This is a genomic window from Photorhabdus kleinii (assembly GCF_025384885.1).
GTDB classification, from domain to species: Bacteria; Pseudomonadota; Gammaproteobacteria; order Enterobacterales; family Enterobacteriaceae; genus Photorhabdus; species Photorhabdus kayaii.
In genome coordinates this window covers 1-22375 of sequence record NZ_JAJAFY010000055.1, presented here as the reverse complement: position 1 = coordinate 22375, position 22375 = coordinate 1, and the positions used below count along the sequence as shown (strand labels likewise).

The window sequence follows — 22375 nt, the reverse complement described above, 5'->3', positions numbered from 1 at the left end:
AAACCTAAGCCATTGCCATTGCGATTGACCTGATTTCATCGACTAATGACCTGATAGCATGTCACGGCTTATCCCTTCGTCATCTTATAGTAAGCCCACTCGCAGCCACCCTGTCGGACAACAGCAAACACGGTGGATGAGCCTCAAAATCTGATGAATTACTGGAGCAATCAATGAAATTAACGCAAATCCGCAATGCCACTCTCGTGCTGGAATATGCCGGTAAAAAATTTCTTATCGATCCGATGCTGGCAGAAAAGGAAGCCTGGGATGGCTTTGCCGGAAATGCACGCCCGCATCTGCGTAATCCCATGGTAGCCCTGCCTGTGGCGGTAGAAGATTTACTGGCTGTTGATGCCGTTATTCTGACACACACCCATACCGATCACTGGGATGAAGCGGCTCAGCAGGCTGTTCCCAAAGACATGCTTATCTACACGCAGGATGAGAGCGACGCGGCGCTGATCCGTTCTCAGGGCTTTCTCAACATCCGCGTTCTGAAAGATGAAAATCATTTCGTTGATGGCCTGACTATTTATAAAACTGACGGTCAGCACGGCAGTAACGAATTGTACGCAGATGCCGAATGGGGTGATCTACTGGGGGATGCATGTGGGCTGGTCTTCACACATCATGATGAAAAAACGCTTTATATCGCGGGTGATACCGTCTGGGTTAAGCCTTATGCAAAAAGCCTGCAGCGCTTCAAGCCGGAGATTGTGGTGCTAAACACCGGCTATGCTGTCAACGACCTTTACGGTCCGATTATCATGGGTAAAGAGGACACGCTGCGCACGCTTAAGATGTTGCCGACTGCGACCATCGTGGCTTCTCACATGGAATCGATTAACCATTGCCTTCTTACCCGCGCGGAGTTACGGGAGTTCACCCTTGAACACGGCATTGAAGATAAGGTCCTTATCCCTGCAGACGGTGAGATAATGGCTTTCTGATAAGCCATTCCGCCTGACTGAGGGACAGAATGCCATTCCGGCAGGTCACCTGTTATCCTTTGGTCAATCGAAATCAGCGCATTAGCCGCCGGTGATCCGGTGGTTATCATTTACGGTAAGGTTAACGTTATGTCTGTACTGACGGTCGCCGTGATCGCCACGGCCGGATTCAGCCCGTTTCACTTTTCAGTGCCCTGTATTCTTTTCGGGCAGTCAATGCCGCAGCCGGACTTATTCCGTGTGGAAATCTGTGCGGAAAATCCCGGCGTAGTGCTCTCTGATATTGGGCTGTCCATCAACGTGGAGCACGGACTTGAGCAGCTTGACATTGCAGACATTGTTATTGTGCCCTACTGGAATAATCCTGATGAAAAACCCTCTCAGGCACTGCTGGATAAGCTGATAAGCGCATGGCAGCGTGGCGCAGAGGTGGTGGGCCTTTGTTTAGGTACTTACGTACTTGCCTACTCAGGCTTGCTTAATCAGCACCGTGCTGCAACACACTGGGAGTATGAAAAGGACTTCACCGAACGATTTCCAGCCGTTCATCTGGACAGCAACTCGCTGTATACCAGCGATGAACGTCTTATTACCTCTGCCGGTACAGCGGCCGGTATTGACTGCTGTCTGAACATCATTCGTGACCATTACGGCTCTGCAATTGCCAACCGGGTTGCAAGAAGAATGGTTGTTCCACCTTACCGGGAAGGCGGACAGGCCCAGTTCATTGAACGCCCGGTTCCGGTATCTACGCGGGACAGCAAAATGAACGAGCTGATTGAATATCTGCGTCGAAACCTAGATAAGCCGCACGATCTCGACTCACTGGCCGGATTCGTCAGTATGAGCAGGCGAACGCTGACGCGTCATTTTTTCAAGGCAACCGGAACGACGCTGGGAGAATGGCTGAATGCGGAGCGCCTTCAAAGAAGCCAGGAACTGCTGGAAACCACGGACAGCAGTATTGAAAGCGTGTCAGACATGGCCGGGTTTCAGTCACCAATTTCTTTCCGCCAGAGTTTTAAGGCGAGATTCAGCGTCAGCCCAAGCGAATGGCGCCGGGCATTCCGTGGTTCTACGCCTGTAGATCAGGAAAAGATCTGAGCGAAAGTTAAGATATAAGAGAGAGCATTCCCTTCAGCTTCAAACCTATCCAGCAAACGTGACAGGGTCGCCGAGTTGTAATAAATGATGGCGTTGGAAATGGAGAGCAAACAATAATTAAGTAAAAATAACCAGATATCAATAAATTTAATGACTAATAGGTAGTTATGCGTTTTTTTAGATGTTTTAGTAAAAGCTGCTGCGCGATTAAAATCATGGTTCAAATAAGGACACATGAGAGTCACCTGTTATTCTTTAATTTCAGATTCAACATTTTTAATCAAAGTCGGTCATTCTCCTCTTTGTCAAATCGAAATGTCAGATCGGGACTCAATTAATACCTCGTAATATCAAATGACATCTCAGAGACTGATTAAAACTCTTAAAATCCGCGTAGTTACGCGGATTTTTTTGTCGTCTAAATCACCAATAAGTCTGATTATAAATTGCAATTTGCACATGATTCAGCAACGAATCACAAAAATCCGTTTATTCCCGATTGTATTATTCTTGTGATTTCTCCGGCAGTTGTACTCGAACATTAATTACTCGTCCATCGGGGATGTCGCATAGCTCACCATCATTGTAATAAACGACTTCTCCGTCACTATTAATACTCTTAACACGCCTATTTTGCGCAAATATCGGCGCATCTCTATTTTGACGATGATAACATTCGATGGTTATATCGCCATTGGACGAATCTACCGATTCACAAACCCAAATCAGATTTAATCCATTACTGTCTGCCGGGACAATAGTACCACCGTGAATTCCCCACGCCCCATCTTTAGCAAAACCATTGCAGCCGCTGATACGATATTTCCCGGTCTCTATTCGCTCGACCGTCACCCCTTTAACTTCGCAAGTTAACTGGTAAGTTCCGTCTGGGTGAATATCTACCACTGGACTGGAGACTTTAAGGTTGCCATTCGTATCCGGCTTGGCGTTGCTTGTTGACCAGACTTTATACCACGGATTCCATTTATTGATGTTACCGTCACCATTATGCGTTCTATAGTATAATTCGCTCTTCTTCACATATGAGGAGTGAATCATCAGCTCATAACCCTTAAAGGTCCCATACCCTCCTGAAAATCTAATTCCGGGACCATGTACACCTGGACCATTTAACCCTACTGGATATCCAAAATATGTCGAATTCTGAGGAATATTATCAAAATTATCGATTGTAGAAGCAGTATTATTCCCAACAACAACCGGCTTTGTACTAATCACTTCTAAACCGAGATTTTCCACAAATGCTTTTTTATCAGGAATGTCTGCACCATTTTGATCTTTTGCCAATCGGTTATTAGCATTATCATTTACATCAGAAACTAGCTTCTGTGTTACCGCAAGGGTATTGCTGTTGCCGGTTTTATCTGTGAGCTGAGTAACACCTTTTTGTGTTAATGAGGCATTTGGTACTTCGATGGCAATTTTTTGTTCTAACGCTTCATTTAATTGGGCGGTGAGTTTAACTATATCCCCATCGTCCAAAACATCATTGCCGGAATATGTTGCGATAAAATTAGCCACAACAGATGCTATTGTTGACGACTGACGTAATACCTTATTGAGCAAATGAACCGTAATATTATCTGGTGGAAACCCAGTCTTTAAACTCCGGCTTTCTTCATATCCTTCCTGACTCACTACATTAGCATTATTACCAATAGAAAAAGCTTTAAAGTCATTTCTTGGACTCATACACCCTCCAAAATAAAATAATATTATTTTAATTTAATTTAATTTAATTTAACCACCGTAAAAATCATTCCCCACAATTCACTTCAATCATAGTCTAGCTTAGATAAACAATAATGGAACATTCTTACAACTTAAATTACCAATTATTTTTATAATTGATAGCAATAAAAATTAAACTCCCTAAAACCAGACATATATTAAAATCATTTCTGTCCAACATATGAAAATGATTCTTTTCCATCCATTTCATCTCGAAAATATTTATAACAACATTTACTTTCCAAGAATAAATAAAATTAACCATGCAACAAAATGTTTTAACCAAGAAGTTAATATAATTGATCGTAATTTTCACTTGTAATTATTAATTTACAATAAATATGAAACAAAATAAATCGACAAATAATTAATAATAAAACGCATTATTATAAAATAAAAAATAAATAGCCAGATAATATAATGTAAGATTATTCAATAAAAACAACCTAAAGCACAAATTTTATTGTAATGGACTTTACATACTACATTTTTACACTATTATTAAAAGATTAGATATATATTTTTACCTATTGATTAAGATATTCTCGTTTTTCAGGAACATATGCTTATCACATAAATAAAGACCTATGTTATTGATATGAAATAAATTATAGTTTCTGAATCTGGAGCTCATTTTGAGTAAAGAATGAAAATCAATTACTTATCTAATAAATCCATAAAGGAAAACAACCATGAAAGATATATTAACAAATTCTGATCATAAAATTAAAGATGTTCAAGAGTGGATAGAATACGTTAAACACAGAGGAGAAAGATATTCTAAAACGCAGCCACATTCAGATAATATTTTTACTCATTTCTTAGAAATTGAGAATCTTTCTGATATACAAAGTCCAGCCAGTGTAGCAGCGACAAATAAATACACACTATTCGCCAAGAAATCAGCCACATCAAATAAATACCCAGTCAGTGTCACTGAGGGGCTGCAAACTATCATTAACTTATGTCGAGGGGCCTCAGGTTATGACCCGCAGGAACCAGAAGGTAATGGCAATGCGCAGAAATTCATAGCATTCACAGAAGAAATAGAAAAGGTTCCCTTTCTCTCTTTACTATGGGCAGATACAAATACGATTACTCAACAAAGTCATGACACAGATGTCTTAATCGATTCTTTTGTTGAAGCCTTTCAAGGGTTATCTCCTCAGGATAAAATTACCATTAAGATTTATTTGAAAAAGTTGATTCATACCGCTTTATCATATGCCGATCAAAAGGAAAAAAAATCCAACCTGGTACAATATGCTCTGACTAAAACCCCAAATGGGGTGTCACTCTTACTCTATTCTTCTATATTGATAATACAGAAAGTAGATAACAAGGGTACTATTAAATTCACCTCTCATTATAATCTTTGCCAGGCAGAATATAATCTCAGCCAGAAAACGTGGGAAATAGTAAAATCTGTATTCGAGAAAGAGGATAAGATAACCACAGAATATTTAATTGATTGTATGACAACCAAAATGAAAGCATAAACTGAAAACTCTCTGTAAGTAGATTAATTGATTTATATCAACAATATTATTACCAATATGTGCTAAGATTATTCTAATCATAGTTATTTAATAAAATTATTAAATTCAATAAAAATATAATATAAAAGAATATAACATACGATCAGAATATATAAAAATGAATTATCTTAAAATGTGAATTTTACATCGATAAATTTTAAAAACCGTATTTTAATGCTAATATGGAAATATCACATAAACAACCATTTATCTGTGAGGAATAAGTTAAATTACATACCATTAATATTTGATAGTGAAAAATATTCACTTATGGATATACTTAGTTCGCACAAAAATACATTTAACATTTATTAAAAAAATTTAAAATAAAAATTACCAAGCTAAAAAAACAGTAATATTAAGTACACGATTATCGATTTATCTCACTGTTAAAAATAGGGTTCAACATTGTTCCCTACTTTCAACAGTACCCTAACATTCAATACCTAACTTAATAAATCTATTAAGGATAAAAATCATGGAAAATATCTTAAATAATCCTGATTATGCAGTCAAAAAAGCCCAAGAATGGATAGAACATATTGAAAAAGGAGGAACAAGATTCCTTAAAGATTGGGAGCGTTCAGGCAATATTACTATGGATTATCCTGATGCCGGAGATTATTCCGATGTACAAAGCCCGGCTAATGGCGCAGCTACAGGGGATTATACACAGCTTGAAAAAGATTCTTCCACATCATCTAGAAATCCACTAAGCATTACCGAAGGCTTGCAAACTGTTATTAATATGTGCCGTGCGGTCTCAGGCTATAATCCTTTAGATCCTCAAGGCCAAGGTAATAAAAAGAATTTCTTCTCATTTACCTCAGAATTATCTGGCGTTCCATTCCTTTCTTTACTGTCAACCAGCGTACAAAATGTTATTCAAAAAAGCCATAATGCAGATGTTTTAATCAACTCTTTCCTGGAAAACTTCTTAGGATTATCTAGTCAGGAAAGAGAGCAGATGAAAACCCCACTGAGACAACTGGCTATCGCTGCATTATCCTATGCAGGCAGGAGACAAACTCAATCCAATTTCGTTCAAAGTGTTCTTGCTACATCACCAAGAGGTGGCGTGTCATTCTTCTTATATTGGTCTGAGTTTTCAATCGTCGCTTACGAAGATGATAAAGGTCTTATCGAATTCAAATCTCATTACTTCCTGCCACAAGCAGAATATAACCTAAGGTACGAATCATGGGTAAATGTAAAGCCAGCATTCGAGAAAGCACAGAAGGTATCATTAGAAGATTGGATTGATAGTATGACCACTCGGAGAAAGCAAGGAAGTAATGTAAGAGCGCTTTGTATAGAATAATGTGGTGAAATAACCCCAAAATGGTGTCTGCAAAAACGTCGTGGACACCATAAGTTTCATTGAACAGGCAATAAGCTACTGTCATTACTTTTCGTTGGCCTAGTATCAAGCATGGTATTTCAGCATCAGAATTCCCCACGCTCTTGTACTGACGGCTGTTCGCGTTCTGTTATAAAATCGGCTGTAACGCCAAGACCATTAAACCAACTATCCCAAGACTCACCAGCCATATCAACCTGATATCAGCCTATTTCAGCCAATAATGGATGGCAAATATTGCCTAAAATCTGCATCGCACGTTCCATTTCCTGATTCCAATCAAAAGAGGCATTCAGACGAAAGGCATGGTTAAACTGTTCACTGGTACAAAACATACTGCCCGGTGCAATACTGATCCCTTCGGCCAATGCCAGTTGATAAAGCCGCTGTGCATTGAACAATGGCTCAAATTCCAGCCAGAGGAAATAACCACCTTTAGGGCAATTCACTTTGACTGAAGCAGGCATATAGTCACCAATTGCTCGTAACATCAGTTGCTGACGTTGCTCCAATATGCGACGAAGGCGACGTAAGTGGTTGTCATATCCCCCCTCAGCAAGATAATCCGCAATTGCCAATTGCGTCGGCATGCTGGCAGAAACGGTACTCATCATTTGTAGCTGTTGGATTCTCTTGGCATGTTTTCCTGCTGCAACCCAACCCACACGGAATCCCGGTGCCAGACATTTAGAAAACGAGGAGCAGTGCATAAAGTTGTTTTCACTGTCTAACCCTTTCGCCGGTACAGGCCGTTGCTGATCGAAATAGAGTTCACCATAAACATCATCTTCAATCAGTACCACCTGATTACTGTTCAGGATATTCACCAGCCGTAATTTACTTTCAGCAGACATCGTTCCCCCAAGCGGGTTCTGAAAGTGGGTCATTAACCAACAGGCTTTTATTGGGTATTTCTGAATTACCTCCTCCAGCGCATCCAAATCAATACCGTTTTGTGGATCAGTTTTGATTGCTACCGCTTTCAAACGTAAACGTTCAATGGCCTGTAAAGCACCGTAAAAAGCCGGTGATTCAATCACCACCCAATCCCCCGGCTCAGTCACCGACTGTAAACTGAAACTCAGTGATTCCATCGCACCAGCGGTAATGACAATTTCATCAGGAGAGACATGAATACCATGCATTGCATAACGGCGCGATATGTTACGGCGTAACTTATCATTACCCGGCGGTAAATTGGCTAAAGCGCTATGCGGCGCTATTCGTCTGGCAGCGGCCGCTAACGCTTTGGAAAGTTTAGGTTGAATCAATAAGGATGGGTCTGGAAATGCTGAACCAAACGGAATAATCGCAGGATCTTTGCACGCCTGTAATACATCAAAAATAGAAGCGCTTATTTCTACGCTTTCACTTAAATGTAATCGCTTTCCTCCTTTTGCTGCGGCAAAGGGCTGCAAACGTTTGGCGACGTAATAACCCGATTGAGGGCGGGAAATGATCCATCCCTGACTCTCTAATAATTGATACGATTGAACAACGGTCATCAAACTCAAACCCGATAACTTCACTGATTCCCTCAGTGAAGGTAATCTATCTCCCACCAGCCAGGTACCGTCTTCAATATGTTGGAGAATTTGCCTGGCAAATTGTTCATAACGTTTCATCAATTCAGATCTCCCCGCAAACTGTTATAGTCAATATACAGAAAACTGTCACTATTATAGTCGTTTTTTTCATGCTTTACTTGTCCGCATACATTTCCTGCCTTTATTCAAACTAAAAATAAGAGGTCACTATGTTTGGTTTAAGTGCCCTGGAACTGGCCAGAATTCAGTTCGCGTTTACCGTCTCCTTTCACATTATCTTTCCGGCGATTACCATCGGGCTGGCAAGTTTTTTAGCCGTACTGGAAGGGTTATGGCTGAAAACGCGTAATACTGATTACAAAGTGCTATATCATTTCTGGTCGAAAATTTTTGCTGTTAACTTCGGTATGGGCGTGGTTTCCGGTCTGGTTATGGCTTACCAGTTCGGCACTAACTGGAGTTTTTTCTCTGATTTTGCCGGTTCGATCACGGGTCCATTACTGACTTACGAAGTACTGACCGCGTTCTTTCTTGAAGCGGGCTTTCTCGGCGTTATGTTATTTGGCTGGAATCGTGTAGGTGAAAAATTACATTTCTTCGCCACCTTTATGGTTGCGCTAGGTACTCTGATATCCACTTTTTGGATACTGGCTTCCAATAGCTGGATGCAAACCCCGCAAGGTCACGAAATTGTCAATAATCAGGTCGTCCCCGTCGACTGGCTGGCAGTGATATTTAATCCCTCCTTTCCCTATCGCCTGGCTCATATGTCTACTGCGGCCTTCCTCGCCTCAGCATTCTTTGTTGCAGCTTCAGCGGCATGGCATTTATTAAAAGGCAATGACTCGGCAGCAATGAAAAAAATGCTATCCATGTCGATGTGGATGATCTTGATTATTGCGCCTTTGCAGGCATTGATTGGTGATGCTCACGGTCTCAACACCCTCAAACATCAACCCGCTAAAGTCGCGGCAATGGAAGGCCACTGGGAGAATCCTCCCGGTGAAGCAACGCCGCTGATCCTGTTTGGTATCCCGGATATGGAGCGGGAAGAGACGCGTTATGCCGTCGAAATTCCTTATCTCGCCAGTCTAATCTTAACTCACAGTATAGATAAGCAGGTTCCAGCGCTTAAGGAATTTCCACCGGAAGACAGACCCAATGCGCTTATCGTTTTCTGGTCATTTAGAGTGATGGTCAGCCTCGGTGTATTGATGATAGTTGCCGGCTTTTGGGGGCTTTGGCTGCGCTATAAGAGACGACTTTATCAGTCAAAAAGCTTCCTGCGCTTTATATTCTTGATGGCGCCTTCCGGCCTGATCGCCATTCTTGCCGGTTGGTTTACCACCGAAATAGGCCGTCAACCGTGGGTAGTTTATGGCCTGTTACGCACCAAAGATGCAGTATCTGCACATGGTGAAATACATATGAGCATCAGTTTGTTGCTTTTTATCGCGGTTTACAGCTCGGTATTTGGTGTGGGTTACGCCTATATGATGAAACTTATCCGCAAAGGTCCCAAAAAGGAGCTAAAAAATGGGTATTGATCTGCCGTTAATCTGGTTCATTATCATTGTATTCAGCATCATGATGTACATTGTCATGGATGGTTTTGATCTTGGGATTGGGCTGCTCTATCCCACGGTTAAAAGCGATGAGGAGCGTGATTTAATGATGAACAGTGTTGCGCCGGTATGGGATGGTAACGAAACCTGGTTAGTGCTTGGCGGCGCAGGTTTGTTCGGTGCTTTTCCTTTGGCTTATGCCGTTATCCTTGATGCATTAACGATCCCCCTGACATTAATGTTATTTGGTCTGATCTTCCGCGGTGTCGCCTTTGAATTTCGTTTCAAATGCGCACCTGAGCATCGTCATATCTGGGACAAAGCTTTTATCAGCGGCTCTGTGATGGCGACGTTTGCTCAGGGCATGGTGGTGGGCGCCTTTATTCAAGGGTTCCCGGTGGAAAACCGAACTTACACCGGCGGCTATTTTGATTGGTTCTCACCCTTCCCCCTATTTTGTGGTTTTGGCCTGATAATTGCTTACGCATTATTAGGCTGTGGCTGGCTAATTATGAAAACCGAAGGTCACCTACAACAAGAGATGTACCGAGTCGCCCGTCCGCTCACTTTTCTGATGCTGACAGTTATCGCCATTATCAGTTTATGGACACCATTCATTCATCCGGCAATAACTGAACGTTGGTTCAGCTTACCTAACCTGTTGTTCTTCCTTCCCGTGCCACTGTTGGTGGTCTGGTCTGGCTGGAAACTACTGCATTCCATCAAACGTAAAGCTCATTACACACCGTTTCTGGTAGCACTATTGTTAGTTTTCCTTGGCTACAGTGGGTTAGGTATCAGTATCTGGCCTAACTTGATCCCACCGACCATCAGCTACGAAGCTGCGGCAGCACCGCAGCAAAGTTTAGGTTTTATGCTGGTCGGCGCCCTACTTATCATCCCAGTGATCCTGGTTTACACCTATTGGAGCTACTACGTTTTTCGGGGGAAAGTTAACCATGAACAAGGCTACCACTAATCAAGCTATCACTAATCAAAACATCCCACGCCCTTCTGTATGGAAACGGATAGGCTGGATGGCAACGATCTGGTTATGCAGTGTGATGGCTCTTTTTGCTGTTTCCACGCTATTTCGCCTTCTAATGACAGCAGCAGGTATGAAATTGAAGTAATTGTTAACACTATTTAATAAATTGAGCTAAAGTTTTCATCAGTATTGCAGAACGGAATCTTAACCTGATGAAAACAAGTTCAAATAACACCATCTTCAAAAATCAAAAACTGTTTGTAATCAACTCTATTATAAATTTATTTTTACTTTTTATACTGTTGTTGATTGATAAACCGTCGATTCCAGATTTAATTTTACCGTTATTGATAATGTTAAGTATTACAAATGTCTACTTTCTGATAAAAGTGGTACATAACTCTGCTCCTGTTAAAGAATGGCAACATGCAAGATACAAAGCAGAAATTAACGCACTGAAACAAAAAAATGGCTATTTGGATTTCCTCTGTCAAAGCCATTTCAAACTCCAAAATTGTAAACTGCTACCTGAAAAGCTTCAGGAGATTTTTTCTCACCTCAATCGCCTGATCCCTTTCTGTGAAGCCAAAATCATCTTTTATCCATCACAACAAGAATATTCCTTCCGTAATCCCCACCAATGTCCCTATTTCGATATGCCGCTTATTACGAGATGGAATCTAGATGACAATATTGATAACTATGGAATACTCTGGATAAAAACACACAGAAATAGTGATCTTACTCCCGATGAAAAAAGCTTGGTCCAGGATGTGGTGACTTTAATGACAAATAAACTATTACGGGAAAATCAGATCCAATGCCAACACCAGAGTATGTTGGCCGCAGAGAGATCCGCTATTTCCCGTGAACTGCACGATTCCATTGCTCAATCCCTCTCTTTCCTTAAGATTCAAGTTAATTGCCTATATATCGGCAGTGATAATTTACCCAAGCAAAGTTTAACCTCACTGAATATGATTAAAGATGAGTTGAATATTGCCTATCGCCAGCTAAGAGAATTACTGGCAACGTTCAGGAACGAACAACCTCAATGTAATCTACAAGAATCTTTACAGGACTTGATTAATGAATTTAACCACCGTCTAGGCTTCAATATTGAATTCAATTACCGCCTGACACATCAGCACATTCCTGACAGTTACAGCAAACATTTGATACAAATCATTAGGGAATGTTTGAATAACTGTTATAAGCATGCCGATGCCAATTGGATCAGTGTCCGTATTTATCCGATTGATGACAAAATTATTACAGTTGTCAGTGATAACGGCCAAGGTATCAATCTGAACTCCGTTAATAAGAACAAATTTGGCATGGCTATTATGCAAGACAGAGTTTCTATCCTGGGTGGACAATTACAGATAAAAAACCGTAAACATGGTGGTACAGAAGTAGAAATTCAATTTTCAGTGGATTGAAAAAGGCAGATAAATCCCATTATTGACGGCAACGCAATTTGTTGAATGATAATAATTAGCATTTGCGTTAATTACTGTTACACTAACTTCGGCTTTATCAGATAATAACCTTCGGTAAATTTTCCAGAGGAATTTTACGTGACCAATAGAACAATTGAAGAAAAAAACATTTACCGGCCTGCACCACCGAGACTTGTTCAGGTAAAAAATATTTTCGATGTGACACCGAATATGCGCAGCATTACTTTCACCAGCGAGTGTCTGGATAGTTATCCCACTGAATGTGAAGGTGGGCACCTAAAGATATTCTTACCGCTTCCGGGGCAGACCAAACCGGTATTACCGACTTTATCTCCAGAAGGCCCAATATGGCCGCCGAGTGAACTGCGCCCAATAACGCGCACTTACTCGGTTCGGGCTATCCGTACCGAACAAAAAGAGATCGATATTGAATTTGCACTACACCACAATGGCGGCCCAGCAGTAGAATTTGCTTATAGAGCCCAAATTGGTGACTGGATCGGTATCACTAACCCCGGTGGCCCAGATCCATTACTGCCAAAAGTCAGCAATTATTATATGGCCGGTGACTCAAGTTCCCTACCAGCTATTGCCGCGTTACTGGAAACAGTAAAACCAGATGCAACTGGACAAGTCATTATTCGTATCGAAAGTGAACAAGATATTCAGGAATTAAAAAAACCGACTGGAATAGCGGTTCACTGGATCACCGGTGATGTTGAAATAACTGACACAATCGTATCTGAATTCAAATCCTGGTCATTACCAACAGAAGATGTCACTTTCTGGCTTGCCGGTGAAGATAAGCTGGTAAAAGAACTTCGTCGCTATATTCGCCGAGAAAAAGGCTATGAACGTCACCAGCTATATGCTATTCCCTACTGGAGGCACGGCTTTGATGAGGAAGGTTATCATGTCCTGCGTCATGAAGTGATGGATAGCGACGATTAAGAACCTTGTATATTTATACTCGCTTGATCCCCTCTCCTACTGAAATCAGAGGATGAGGGAATCAGCGATACTGATATTATCAGCAAGATTACTTAAAACGAGATTTTTAAAATCGAAGAAATGCGATTGACGATAACTCAATCCCTATTGAGTTTGTAACACTTTCTTACAAATCTATTTTTTCATAGATTTAAAAAATGAAAATTTTCTCTTGCTATTTCCTGATGATTTAATAATCATAACTTGAGTTCCATCATATGGACAGTATGAAGGAAATTACAACTCCTGTTCCCTTTATTCAAAAGGATTAATCGATGGGAATACATCTCTGTCTTCCTGTCGTTCAACTCACTATTACTCACGGCATAAGCGGTGTTTCTTATCTGTGGTAATAGGATTTTTACTATCTTGTTTCTTTGGTGACGCAATCAATCACGGCTATTCCTGGCGGGATATTTATGCTGATGAAGGTGATTGATAGCTGATCTGGAAAATCTTGTGAGACTTTCAACACATGATGTTTGGGCTGCGTGCCTATCTGTAACGTTAATTGTAAGGAAAGAGTATCAATGAGCAAATTAAGCCCACTCGATTGTCTTGACTGTAAAAACATGCTGAAAAACTGGCTGGAATTTCAGTTGGTAGATGAACAAGGGAAACCCTTGGTCAATATGCCTTATCGTTTGAAAATCCGTGGAAATCCTCGGCTAGGACGTAAAGGGGTTACCGATGGTAATGGATTATTAAGGGAAGAAGATATGCCGCCCCATCCGGTAACCCTGTATATCGGCGCCCAACCGCTGGCCGATGAAATGGAACAACGTCCGTTACGGGAAAAACGGGGAGAAGAATTTTCAGTGGTGAAGCCAAAAGCAGAAGCGGAAGGCCATCAATATCGCTATGTGACTATCGGACAGATCAGTGATGGGTTGCCGGCGCTAGATGATTGGAAAGATCCTAAAGACATTCCTCCTCCCTATCATTTCCCGGACCCGGAGCCAGAAGGCTATAAAGTTCATCCGGTAAATCGACGGTATGTGCTGGAAGTATGTCCATTCCGAGCTTGGGTTTTGCAACTACATCATCAAAAAGAGTATTCCATTGTGAATGCCTATAACCAGTGTTTGATGAGCGTGCTGGCCTATGCTGGCGGGGATGTTGATATTGAAGGCTCTGTACTTCACTTTTTTAACCGGCAAATGGTCGATGTTTCGAAGTTGCCTTATCAGATAGAAAAGGCATCGGCGACCCCTGTAGTTTACGATGTGCCATTTAGTGAACGTTATGCCCGGGTGGAGTTTATTGATTCACAAGCGGGGAACAACAAGCAGGGTGATACCAAACTGTTTTATGCTGCCAGTAAGAACGATGTGATTGTTAGTTGGCGAGGAACGGCTAGCCTGGAAAATTACCTGACTGATGCCACCTTCCAGCCATTGGCTTTAAGCTGCGATGATGACAAAGCTCTGTGCAGTGGGTTTATTCATCACGGCAAAGTGCATAAAGGGTTCTGGGAAGCATTTAATTTGGTTAGAGAGTTAACAGTCCCCAGAGATAAAAAGAAAGAAGTATTCAGTGATATCTTTAAATTAGTTGAAAAAAGAAAGTTATTTATTTGTGGTCATAGTCTGGGAGGAGCGTTAGCATTACTACACAGCGCACAATTGAAAGAGTATAACCCTTGTCTCTATAGTTACGGGATGCCGCGAACACTAACTCGTAGTGCGGTAGAGGAATTATCTTCCATTATCCACTATCGTCATGTTAATGAAGATGATGTAATTCCTACCGTGCCATTTGAGCAGGATATGGATAATAGGTTTTTCAATTACTGGACGCTGGCGGGATATGACTGGGAAATCATGAAATTATTATCACCCTCACCGATTATTCAGGCAATTAAGCAGGCGACAGCCAGTAAAGAAATTTATCTGCATCATGGTAAAGTGGTTCATTTTTTTCAAGCCAACAGTTGCCCGGAATGGCTGATTTCCGCCCGGAATGTCTCTCTTATAACGGGTATTGCCGAAGAAATATTGAGCAATACTACAAAGCTCTATTTAATTCCTGAATTGAACCAGGAAACAGAAAAGGATTTTTCTCTGGCCGGTGAACAGCAAAATGCGTTGTTTAATCAGCTCAGCCAACAAGAAAAAGACAAACTGTTTGTTGAAAACAGAAGTGCTGATTTGAAAGGAGGATTCGGGTTTTCTAACCATAGCTCGTATAAATATGCGGGGTATATTGACCAGCGCCTCAGAGAGTTATGCGAACCGGATAAGATTACGGCCTATCAGGACAGTCAACGTCAATTTAAGGCGAAAATGGATAATTACAAGATGCTTATCCCTGACAATATTTACTACCGAAATCTCTATTTTCTGGATATGGATAAGCAGTTAGTAAAATCACTGACCGTGAGCCAGCAAGAAGAACAAGGAACACTGGCCTTACAACATTACTGTGATAAGAAGGAATTGTCCGTATGAAAATATTAAAAATAACGTTGTCATTATTGTTTTTCTATTTTATTTACTGGGCATTTGGCGATAAACCTAAATTAGATGAAACCAAGATGCCTAAAATTATTATCCCACCAGGTAAAGAACCCTCAAGAGTTGAATATCCTGATGGCAGAATTGATTTAAATAGAGATTCTATTGATTACTGGAAAATAAAGTAGTTCTATCAGAGTTTCCAGTAAAAATCATTGGCCGTCAGCTATTAGAGTAGTCTGGAAAATAAATGAACCACTATTGATATTTATTCGACAAGACTTTACCTAATCTATAATTTTCAAAATCAATATAAAAATAAAATCGATTTAAAAAGATAATAAAATATCATTATATTAAATACGCTTTCAATATAATAATTAATCACAAATAAGTTTATCCAGAATAAAACAATGAGGATAAGAGCTCTAAAATCTACCGAATAATCAGAGAATATGCTAAGGATCACGCCGTGAGGCGCTCTTGCAAAAGCCCCCACGGCATATTTCCATCGGTTATTTACAATAAGCCAACAACGTTTTCTGGCACAGTTGAGAACGAACACAATCCTCTTGATTAAAATGGATAACACTGACGATTTCATCATCTGAAAATCTTTCCAGTGCATCACGCAATCCTGATACGACGCCAATCGGCAAATCACATTGACTTATATCACCATTGACAATCACAGTAACATTTTCTCCAAGCCGAGTCAGAAACATTTTCATCTGATTAACCGTTACATTCTGAGCTTCATCCAGAATTACAAATGCATTTTCAAATGTTCTGCCTCGCATATAGGCAAAAGGCGCAATTTCTACTTTGCCAATTTCAGGCCGTAAGCAATATTGCAAAAATGAGGCACCCATGCGTTTTAATAAAACGTCATAAACCGGCCGGAAATAAGGAGCAAATTTTTCAGCCATATCTCCGGGCAAAAAACCGAGATCCTCATCTGCCTGTAATACAGGACGGGTAACGATGATCCTATCAATTTCCTTATTAATCAATGCATCCGCGGCCATTGCCGCACTGATAAACGTTTTACCGCAGCCCGCCTCCCCACTGGCAATAATCAGTTTCTTATAGTTTATTGCGCGCATATAACGCCGTTGCGTTTCAGTCCGTGGCAAAATTTCCGAAGTATCCCGGTTATCACGTGCCATACCAATGGCTTCTACGCCACCGAGTTGCACCAGAGAGGTTACATTATCATCCTGATAACATTGATGATGACGCAAATCCCTTTTCATCATCCGTTTTGCCTCTCGACGTGATTTAATCACTGCTTTCTGTCTACTCATAGCAGTATCACCTTATCGTTGTTTTCACCCATCCGGTGTCATATCACCGATACAATAACTACGTTATTTAATGACTCTGAGCTTCCCACAGGTTCGCATATTATCGGAATATCAATCATTAATGTTACTCACCATTATTTCTATCTAATGAAAACTAACGAATCATTATGACAGTATAATGACAATTCCTAAGTTATGGCAAACAAACCAAGAACTCTTGATTAAAAATAATCGACAGTATCCTTTATTTAGTTTTGCGAGAAATTTAATTCATTGAATAATATGACTTAATATTTACAATGATAAGTATTCATTAATGACTTAACACCACTAATGACTTAACATCATAGTAGCCATTATTGATTTAGCTACTATGGTATTGATACATTCCGTTACCATCCGGCAAAGAAGTCACTATCTGCAAGCACTCTTCTTCAACGGATGGCAACAATATTATTATTGATGACAACAGAGCAAATAGTTAATTATCTGTTTTGTTAAATCCCCTTACAGTTTCCAGCCAATCGAAAACCCGCATTTTTTGCTTCAGTTTCTGTTTTAAAATAGACCGCGTTCTTCTCCTGAATCATCTTATAACCTGAACAATGAGAAAAATGATAGATTTTGCTATTGTTATTCCCTTTAATTAATCCTGTAGAGGATGCATCAGATAACACCCGTTGTCTCTGGGTATCTGTTTGACTATTTCTCTGCCCTTTTCTCTGCTCGCTTTTTGGAATGCCAGCGGCGGAGTTTTTATGCCATAATTGCCATTTCTGTTCACCGGTAACAAAAGGATTGTGATGCCCCATAATACCGGCAATTCGATTATCTCTCTCCTGCTCCCATTTACTCGGTGGATATTGACGATCCCAAGCGATAAATAATTGCTGTTGTTGGCGGGACATGGAAAGATTGTAACGATCGTGCATATAAAAATTAATCCGAGCGACCTGCCCTTTTACCTCATCTCTCGGTTCGAACGTTCGAGATTTAAAATCGACTTTACTGGTACAACGACCATAATTATTCGGCATACTTTTCGGTAACATTCCATAACTGAAATTACTACGATCTCCATTAACCTCACCAATTGATGGGACCAAATTATGCATATCAGATTCCATTGCCCTGAAAACAGGATCGGAAGAGACACAATTCTTCCTCCCTCCATTTCGCCAACATTGCCGCTGATGACCAAAAACCCAGGCAGTAACAATATGTTCCCATTCAATTCGTTCAGCACGATTCTGTTGTGACCTGACTTGATAACCACACGAAGAAAGGATTGTGCGCCCACCGCTCTTACCTGTCCATTGCCAATGACAACCACAATAAAGTGTCCCGGTCTCTGACTTAAATTGATCATGATAAATGCGTTTACGTAATTCAACTTTAGCTTGTTCAAAGGCAGCCGGTGCGGCAAAAGAAGGCAAAGGAGCAATTAAACTGAAACACCCAATGTGAATTGCCCAAAAAATAACTTTACGTTTCAATGATAACCCCTACTTATATAAAAATATCATTCTGATTTTAACCTTTTATGTTGCCTCATAATCGACCTATAAGACAAACATTGTTTCTTTGCATTTCTTCTTAGCATCTCTTTTAAAAAGAAAGACTATTCAATAGACAGGTTGAGATATCACAAGATGGTGGTTATCCTATTATAGCGGAATGATTAATTGGGTATTATGAAATCAACATATGGACTATATGCTTTAAAAACGAGCGGTTATATCACTCACCATTAATATGAAAAAATAGAGAATGACGCTCAACGTCAACATCCTAATATTGAAGCGCCAAAAAAACCAAATAAGATACAGGGCCGATATACGGCCCCGTCTTACTACAATTTATGACCAAAAGCGCTGCTACTCTCCATTTCTTTCTGTAACTTCTTTCGATTCAAGTTCCAGAGTGAATCTTCTGGCATTTGGACCCTAATATCTAAACAGCAAGAATCGGGAATATCACAGGGTTCCCCATCTTGATAGAATATCTTGTTGCCATTGTCATCAATAGATTTGAGCCGCCAATTTTGAAATCTCTCCGGTAAATGTGCGTGTTGGCGATGGAAAGTCTCAATAATAATAGAGCCGTCAGGTTGAACGTGATCATCAACAAAAATCAGTTCGAGATTATTGTTGTCGCGGGGAACGGAAATACCTCCATGCACCCCCCAACCACCATCAGCGTTATAGCCCAGGATATTTGATATACGATATATGCCGGTTCCCTGTTTTATCACTTCTGCACCTTCGGATTCGTCATTAGTCAAGAATGTGCCATCAGGGTAGATTTCTATTATCGGAGAGGCTTTCTTGAGGTATCCGTTGGTGTCTGGTTTAGCGTTCTTATCGTCCCAAAACTTACGGGTAGCTTGTCTGTTGCTATCGCTATTTATGCTATCGGTACGATATGTATTGCCTTCATGCTCGAAAACCAGCCTATGGCTCCATACACCATACACGCCTTCACTTGATAAGCCATTTACATTACTAAATCTTAACTGAACGCCATACCCACCAAGTGGCAATCCATATTTAGTGACGAATGGCGCGTTGGGCCCATATCCGGCACAACCATCGTATAAATTTTCCAATCCATTCAAACGAGCAAAACCCATTGAAAGCATTGCATTATTAGTTGATACTGCACCCACATCCCCCGCAGTCAGATTGATATCCCCAGTCAACGCCTTACCGTTTATTTTCCGGCTATCAGGTACTCTAGTATTAATATTTCCAAGTAATGAATTAACTATTTCCTTAATCAACTGTTGCGTCACTGCCAATGTATCACTATCACCCATCACATCGGTAAGTTGCACAATACCTTTTTGTGTTAATGAAGCATTGGGAATTCCTGTTATCGCTTTCTGTTCTAAAGCTTTATTTAACTGTGCAGTGAGTTTAGTGACATTACCATCATCTAAAACATCCTCACCGATTTGTGTCGCAATAAAATCAGCTATAACCGATGTTATTGTTGATGTTTGACGAAATATCTTATTTAATATGTAATTATCAATATACTGCCTGTCTGGAAACCCACGCGACAAATTCAGATCTGTTTCATAGTCTTGCTGACTGGGCACATTAGCGTTACTATCAATAGCAAAAGCTTTAAAATCATTTTTACTCATATACCTTCCCCAAATTAAATAATGTTCATTTACAGTCAATAAGTCGAATTATTAGAAATAATTCCCCATAATTTACATCAGTTATATACCCGTTATCTTTCAAGTTGCCTCTTTGTTGGCTGCACTCACTCACCCCGGTCACATAGTTATCTATGCTCCCGGGGATTCGCTCCCTTGCCGTCGCAATGCATCTTGAAATCCATAGGGTATAGTCTAATTCCGAAAAACAATAAAAATATCCTTACTGACCGCCCTCCGCTTTTAGCAAAAATAAATTTAAAGTCGATAACCAAATCAACTTTACGAATCAGAGTTCATTTTTATATGGACTTTTATACGAATTTTTTCCAATCAAAGCACTGATTAAAAACCAGTGCTTCGTTAATATTTAAGAATTATAAAACTTTAATGGTATTATTCTTTCGGCTTTTCAGGCCAATTAATATCTGGTGCCGATGAAACATCAACCCGACGCAGTAATACCAAATACTTTTTCCAATCTAGCAATAAAGTTTTTTCCGCTTCTGATGCCATTTCAGTTTCAACCGCATACTGCAATACCGTGATGGCTTCATCTGCTTGCCGACGAAAAATAGCACGCTGTTGTTCTGCCTGTTCAACTTGACTGATTTTTTGAGCTTCAAAGTCCGTTACCCATTTTTCACCATCCCATTGATCAAAATCGGTGGACGGTTGTTCGAATGTTAATGTTTCCGGTAATTCACCCAGCGCAGCCACTTCTTCCTGCGCACCCACTTGCGTGTTGTAAGCTATTTTTCCACGGTGGTCAGGGACAATTTCCCAATAACTCCCATCCTCACTGCGACGCACAGCCATATCATCAGAACCTGGCAAATCTGGCGCATCTAAATAAGAATGCGCTGACAAACCGACGCCTTCCGCAACATATTCGAAATCAGAGCCAGAGAATTCTCTCGAATAGGGATTAGCATGATAAACTTTTATCCAGCCAGCTTGAGTTGCTAATCCGTCTTCACCTAATACAGCGGTTTCAGTATCTAAAATATTTTCTTGTGTCATTATTATTCTACCTTTACGATATTATTCTGCTTTTACGATATAGTTAAATGCGATATTGCGGGGGCGATTTTCATTCGCAGTAGGTACAATGCGAGAAGCATCAATTTCTAGTAGACTAAATCGATCCTGGGCTACAGAATTATATGTAGCACCAGCATTAAAATGACTTCCGGGGTTAGTTACAGAAGTATAAAAAGCACCACCAGCATAACTAAACATACGGGATGAGGTGGATACAGTTCGTCCACTTACACTACCAGTAATATTCCTAATCGCATCCCCTTGATGAGTTAAGATTCCACGGCCACTATCAACACCACGACCATCATCCCAACCACGAATAAACTCGCCTCTTAGATCAGGTAATCTACCGTCAGGATAAGCTTCTGCTAATTTAGGATACTGTGATCTACTAAAAACGGAACCATTACAAGTAAAATAACCGGAAGGTGGATGGGGTAACGGCCACGGAATAGGAGAGCCAACAGGGGTGCCGGAAATATTTGAAGCTTTTTGCTCTAAAGCTTTATCTAAAGCGCTATTAAATAGCACGGTCAGTTTAGCTATATCACCATCATCCAGTACATCTTCACCAGATTGTGTCGCAATAAAATTAGCCACAACAGATGATATTGTTGAGGATTGGCGTAATACCTTATTTAATACATGAGTAGAAACATTCTCAGGTGGAAACCCCGTCTTTAAATTCTGGCTTTCTTCATATTTTTCTTGACTCACTATATTAGCATTCTCACTAATAGAAAAGGCTTTAAAATCATTTCTTTGGCTCATATACTCCTCTTAAATTCAATAATATCATTCAGTAATCAATATATTAAATAGTCGTACAGATAGCCTCTCTCAATTGGCGATAATTATAGTCTAGTTCAGGAAAGGAATAATGAAATTTATTTTATAACTTATAGGGTTAATTATTTTTGTATAATTGACGGTAATAAACCACCCAATACATTGCAATAAATCTTCATGATAATATTTCCTACCTTTATTAAAACAAATGAAAAAATAATAGTGACAAAAAGTTCTTTCATTGAAAAGTAAAAAGACCACACTACAGCGTGGCCTTAAGCAAGGTAACTCACCAGTAAAAATCATTGTTTTTCAGCAAACAATAACCTGTAAATTCCCCCTCCAACAAT

The 22375-nt window shown here is 40.3% G+C and carries 18 protein-coding genes and 1 pseudogene; 11 read left to right on the top strand and 8 right to left on the bottom strand.

Annotated features, from left to right (window positions below; translation table 11 throughout):
* Positions 1-173: 173 nt before the first annotated feature.
* On the top strand, positions 174-953 hold the full coding sequence (locus LG003_RS19525) for an MBL fold metallo-hydrolase (RefSeq protein ID WP_262981433.1): 780 nt from the start codon (positions 174-176) through the stop codon (positions 951-953).
* Positions 954-1082: 129 nt separating this feature from the next.
* A complete protein-coding gene (locus LG003_RS19520) occupies positions 1083-2057 on the top strand; it encodes a GlxA family transcriptional regulator (RefSeq protein WP_262981432.1) in 975 nt (324 codons plus the stop codon).
* A gap of 504 nt (positions 2058-2561) precedes the next feature.
* On the opposite strand, the gene LG003_RS19515 is transcribed toward LG003_RS19520, so the two are convergent.
* Positions 2562-3770: a phage tail protein gene (locus LG003_RS19515; RefSeq protein WP_262981431.1), complete on the bottom strand. Its 1209-nt coding sequence runs from the start codon at positions 3768-3770 to the stop codon at positions 2562-2564.
* Positions 3771-4501: 731 nt separating this feature from the next.
* Between LG003_RS19515 and LG003_RS19510 the strand changes: the two genes are divergently transcribed.
* Both LG003_RS19510 and LG003_RS19505 read left to right on the top strand, forming a co-directional pair.
* Positions 4502-5308, top strand: a complete 807-nt coding sequence (locus LG003_RS19510) for a hypothetical protein (RefSeq protein ID WP_262981430.1) — start codon at positions 4502-4504, stop codon at positions 5306-5308.
* Positions 5309-5825: 517 nt separating this feature from the next.
* On the top strand, positions 5826-6668 hold the full coding sequence (locus tag LG003_RS19505) for a hypothetical protein (protein WP_112876995.1): 843 nt from the start codon (positions 5826-5828) through the stop codon (positions 6666-6668).
* Positions 6669-6793: 125 nt separating this feature from the next.
* Here LG003_RS19505 and LG003_RS19500 read toward each other — a convergent pair.
* Positions 6794-6895 (bottom strand): annotated as a pseudogene (locus LG003_RS19500) (AbrB/MazE/SpoVT family DNA-binding domain-containing protein); the annotation flags it as partial.
* A gap of 15 nt (positions 6896-6910) precedes the next feature.
* Positions 6911-8332: an aminotransferase-like domain-containing protein gene (locus LG003_RS19495; RefSeq protein ID WP_262981429.1), complete on the bottom strand. Its 1422-nt coding sequence runs from the start codon at positions 8330-8332 to the stop codon at positions 6911-6913.
* 131 nt (positions 8333-8463) lie between these two features.
* On the opposite strand from LG003_RS19495, the gene LG003_RS19490 reads away from it, so the two are divergent.
* The 7 genes from LG003_RS19490 to LG003_RS19460 all read left to right on the top strand — a co-directional run bounded on the left by LG003_RS19490 (position 8464) and on the right by LG003_RS19460 (position 15904).
* Complete coding sequence (locus LG003_RS19490; protein WP_262981428.1) at positions 8464-9801, top strand: cytochrome ubiquinol oxidase subunit I; 1338 nt, start codon at positions 8464-8466, stop codon at positions 9799-9801.
* On the top strand, positions 9791-10798 hold the full coding sequence (cydB, locus tag LG003_RS19485) for a cytochrome d ubiquinol oxidase subunit II (RefSeq protein WP_262981427.1): 1008 nt from the start codon (positions 9791-9793) through the stop codon (positions 10796-10798). The genes LG003_RS19490 and cydB overlap by 11 nt, the downstream gene beginning before the upstream one ends.
* On the top strand, positions 10779-10952 hold the full coding sequence (locus tag LG003_RS19480) for a DUF2474 domain-containing protein (protein ID WP_112876990.1): 174 nt from the start codon (positions 10779-10781) through the stop codon (positions 10950-10952). The genes cydB and LG003_RS19480 overlap by 20 nt, the downstream gene beginning before the upstream one ends.
* A gap of 208 nt (positions 10953-11160) precedes the next feature.
* On the top strand, positions 11161-12249 hold the full coding sequence (locus tag LG003_RS19475) for a histidine kinase (RefSeq protein WP_240000724.1): 1089 nt from the start codon (positions 11161-11163) through the stop codon (positions 12247-12249).
* Between the two features lie 138 nt (positions 12250-12387).
* A complete protein-coding gene (locus LG003_RS19470) occupies positions 12388-13221 on the top strand; it encodes a siderophore-interacting protein (protein ID WP_262981426.1) in 834 nt (277 codons plus the stop codon).
* Between the two features lie 569 nt (positions 13222-13790).
* On the top strand, positions 13791-15710 hold the full coding sequence (locus LG003_RS19465) for a lipase family protein (RefSeq protein WP_262981425.1): 1920 nt from the start codon (positions 13791-13793) through the stop codon (positions 15708-15710).
* Entirely contained in the window at positions 15707-15904 is a 198-nt protein-coding gene (locus LG003_RS19460) for a hypothetical protein (protein ID WP_112876985.1), read from the top strand. Before LG003_RS19465 ends, LG003_RS19460 begins: the two co-directional genes overlap by 4 nt.
* A 327-nt stretch (positions 15905-16231) precedes the next feature.
* On the opposite strand, the gene phoH is transcribed toward LG003_RS19460, so the two are convergent.
* The 5 genes from phoH to LG003_RS19435 form a co-directional block, all read right to left on the bottom strand.
* The gene (gene phoH, locus LG003_RS19455; RefSeq protein ID WP_262981424.1) at positions 16232-17023 is read right to left on the bottom strand and encodes a phosphate starvation-inducible protein PhoH; all 792 of its coding nucleotides are present in this window, start codon (positions 17021-17023) and stop codon (positions 16232-16234) included.
* 497 nt (positions 17024-17520) lie between these two features.
* A complete protein-coding gene (locus tag LG003_RS19450; protein WP_390894153.1) occupies positions 17521-18504 on the bottom strand; it encodes an endonuclease in 984 nt (327 codons plus the stop codon).
* A gap of 371 nt (positions 18505-18875) precedes the next feature.
* Positions 18876-20174 (bottom strand): phage tail fiber protein, encoded by a 1299-nt coding sequence (locus LG003_RS19445; RefSeq protein ID WP_112876982.1) that lies wholly within the window; start codon positions 20172-20174, stop codon positions 18876-18878.
* A gap of 414 nt (positions 20175-20588) precedes the next feature.
* Entirely contained in the window at positions 20589-21215 is a 627-nt protein-coding gene (locus tag LG003_RS19440) for a tail fiber assembly protein (protein ID WP_112876981.1), read from the bottom strand.
* A gap of 21 nt (positions 21216-21236) precedes the next feature.
* Positions 21237-22007: a phage tail protein gene (locus LG003_RS19435; protein ID WP_262981422.1), complete on the bottom strand. Its 771-nt coding sequence runs from the start codon at positions 22005-22007 to the stop codon at positions 21237-21239.
* Positions 22008-22375 lie beyond the last annotated feature (368 nt).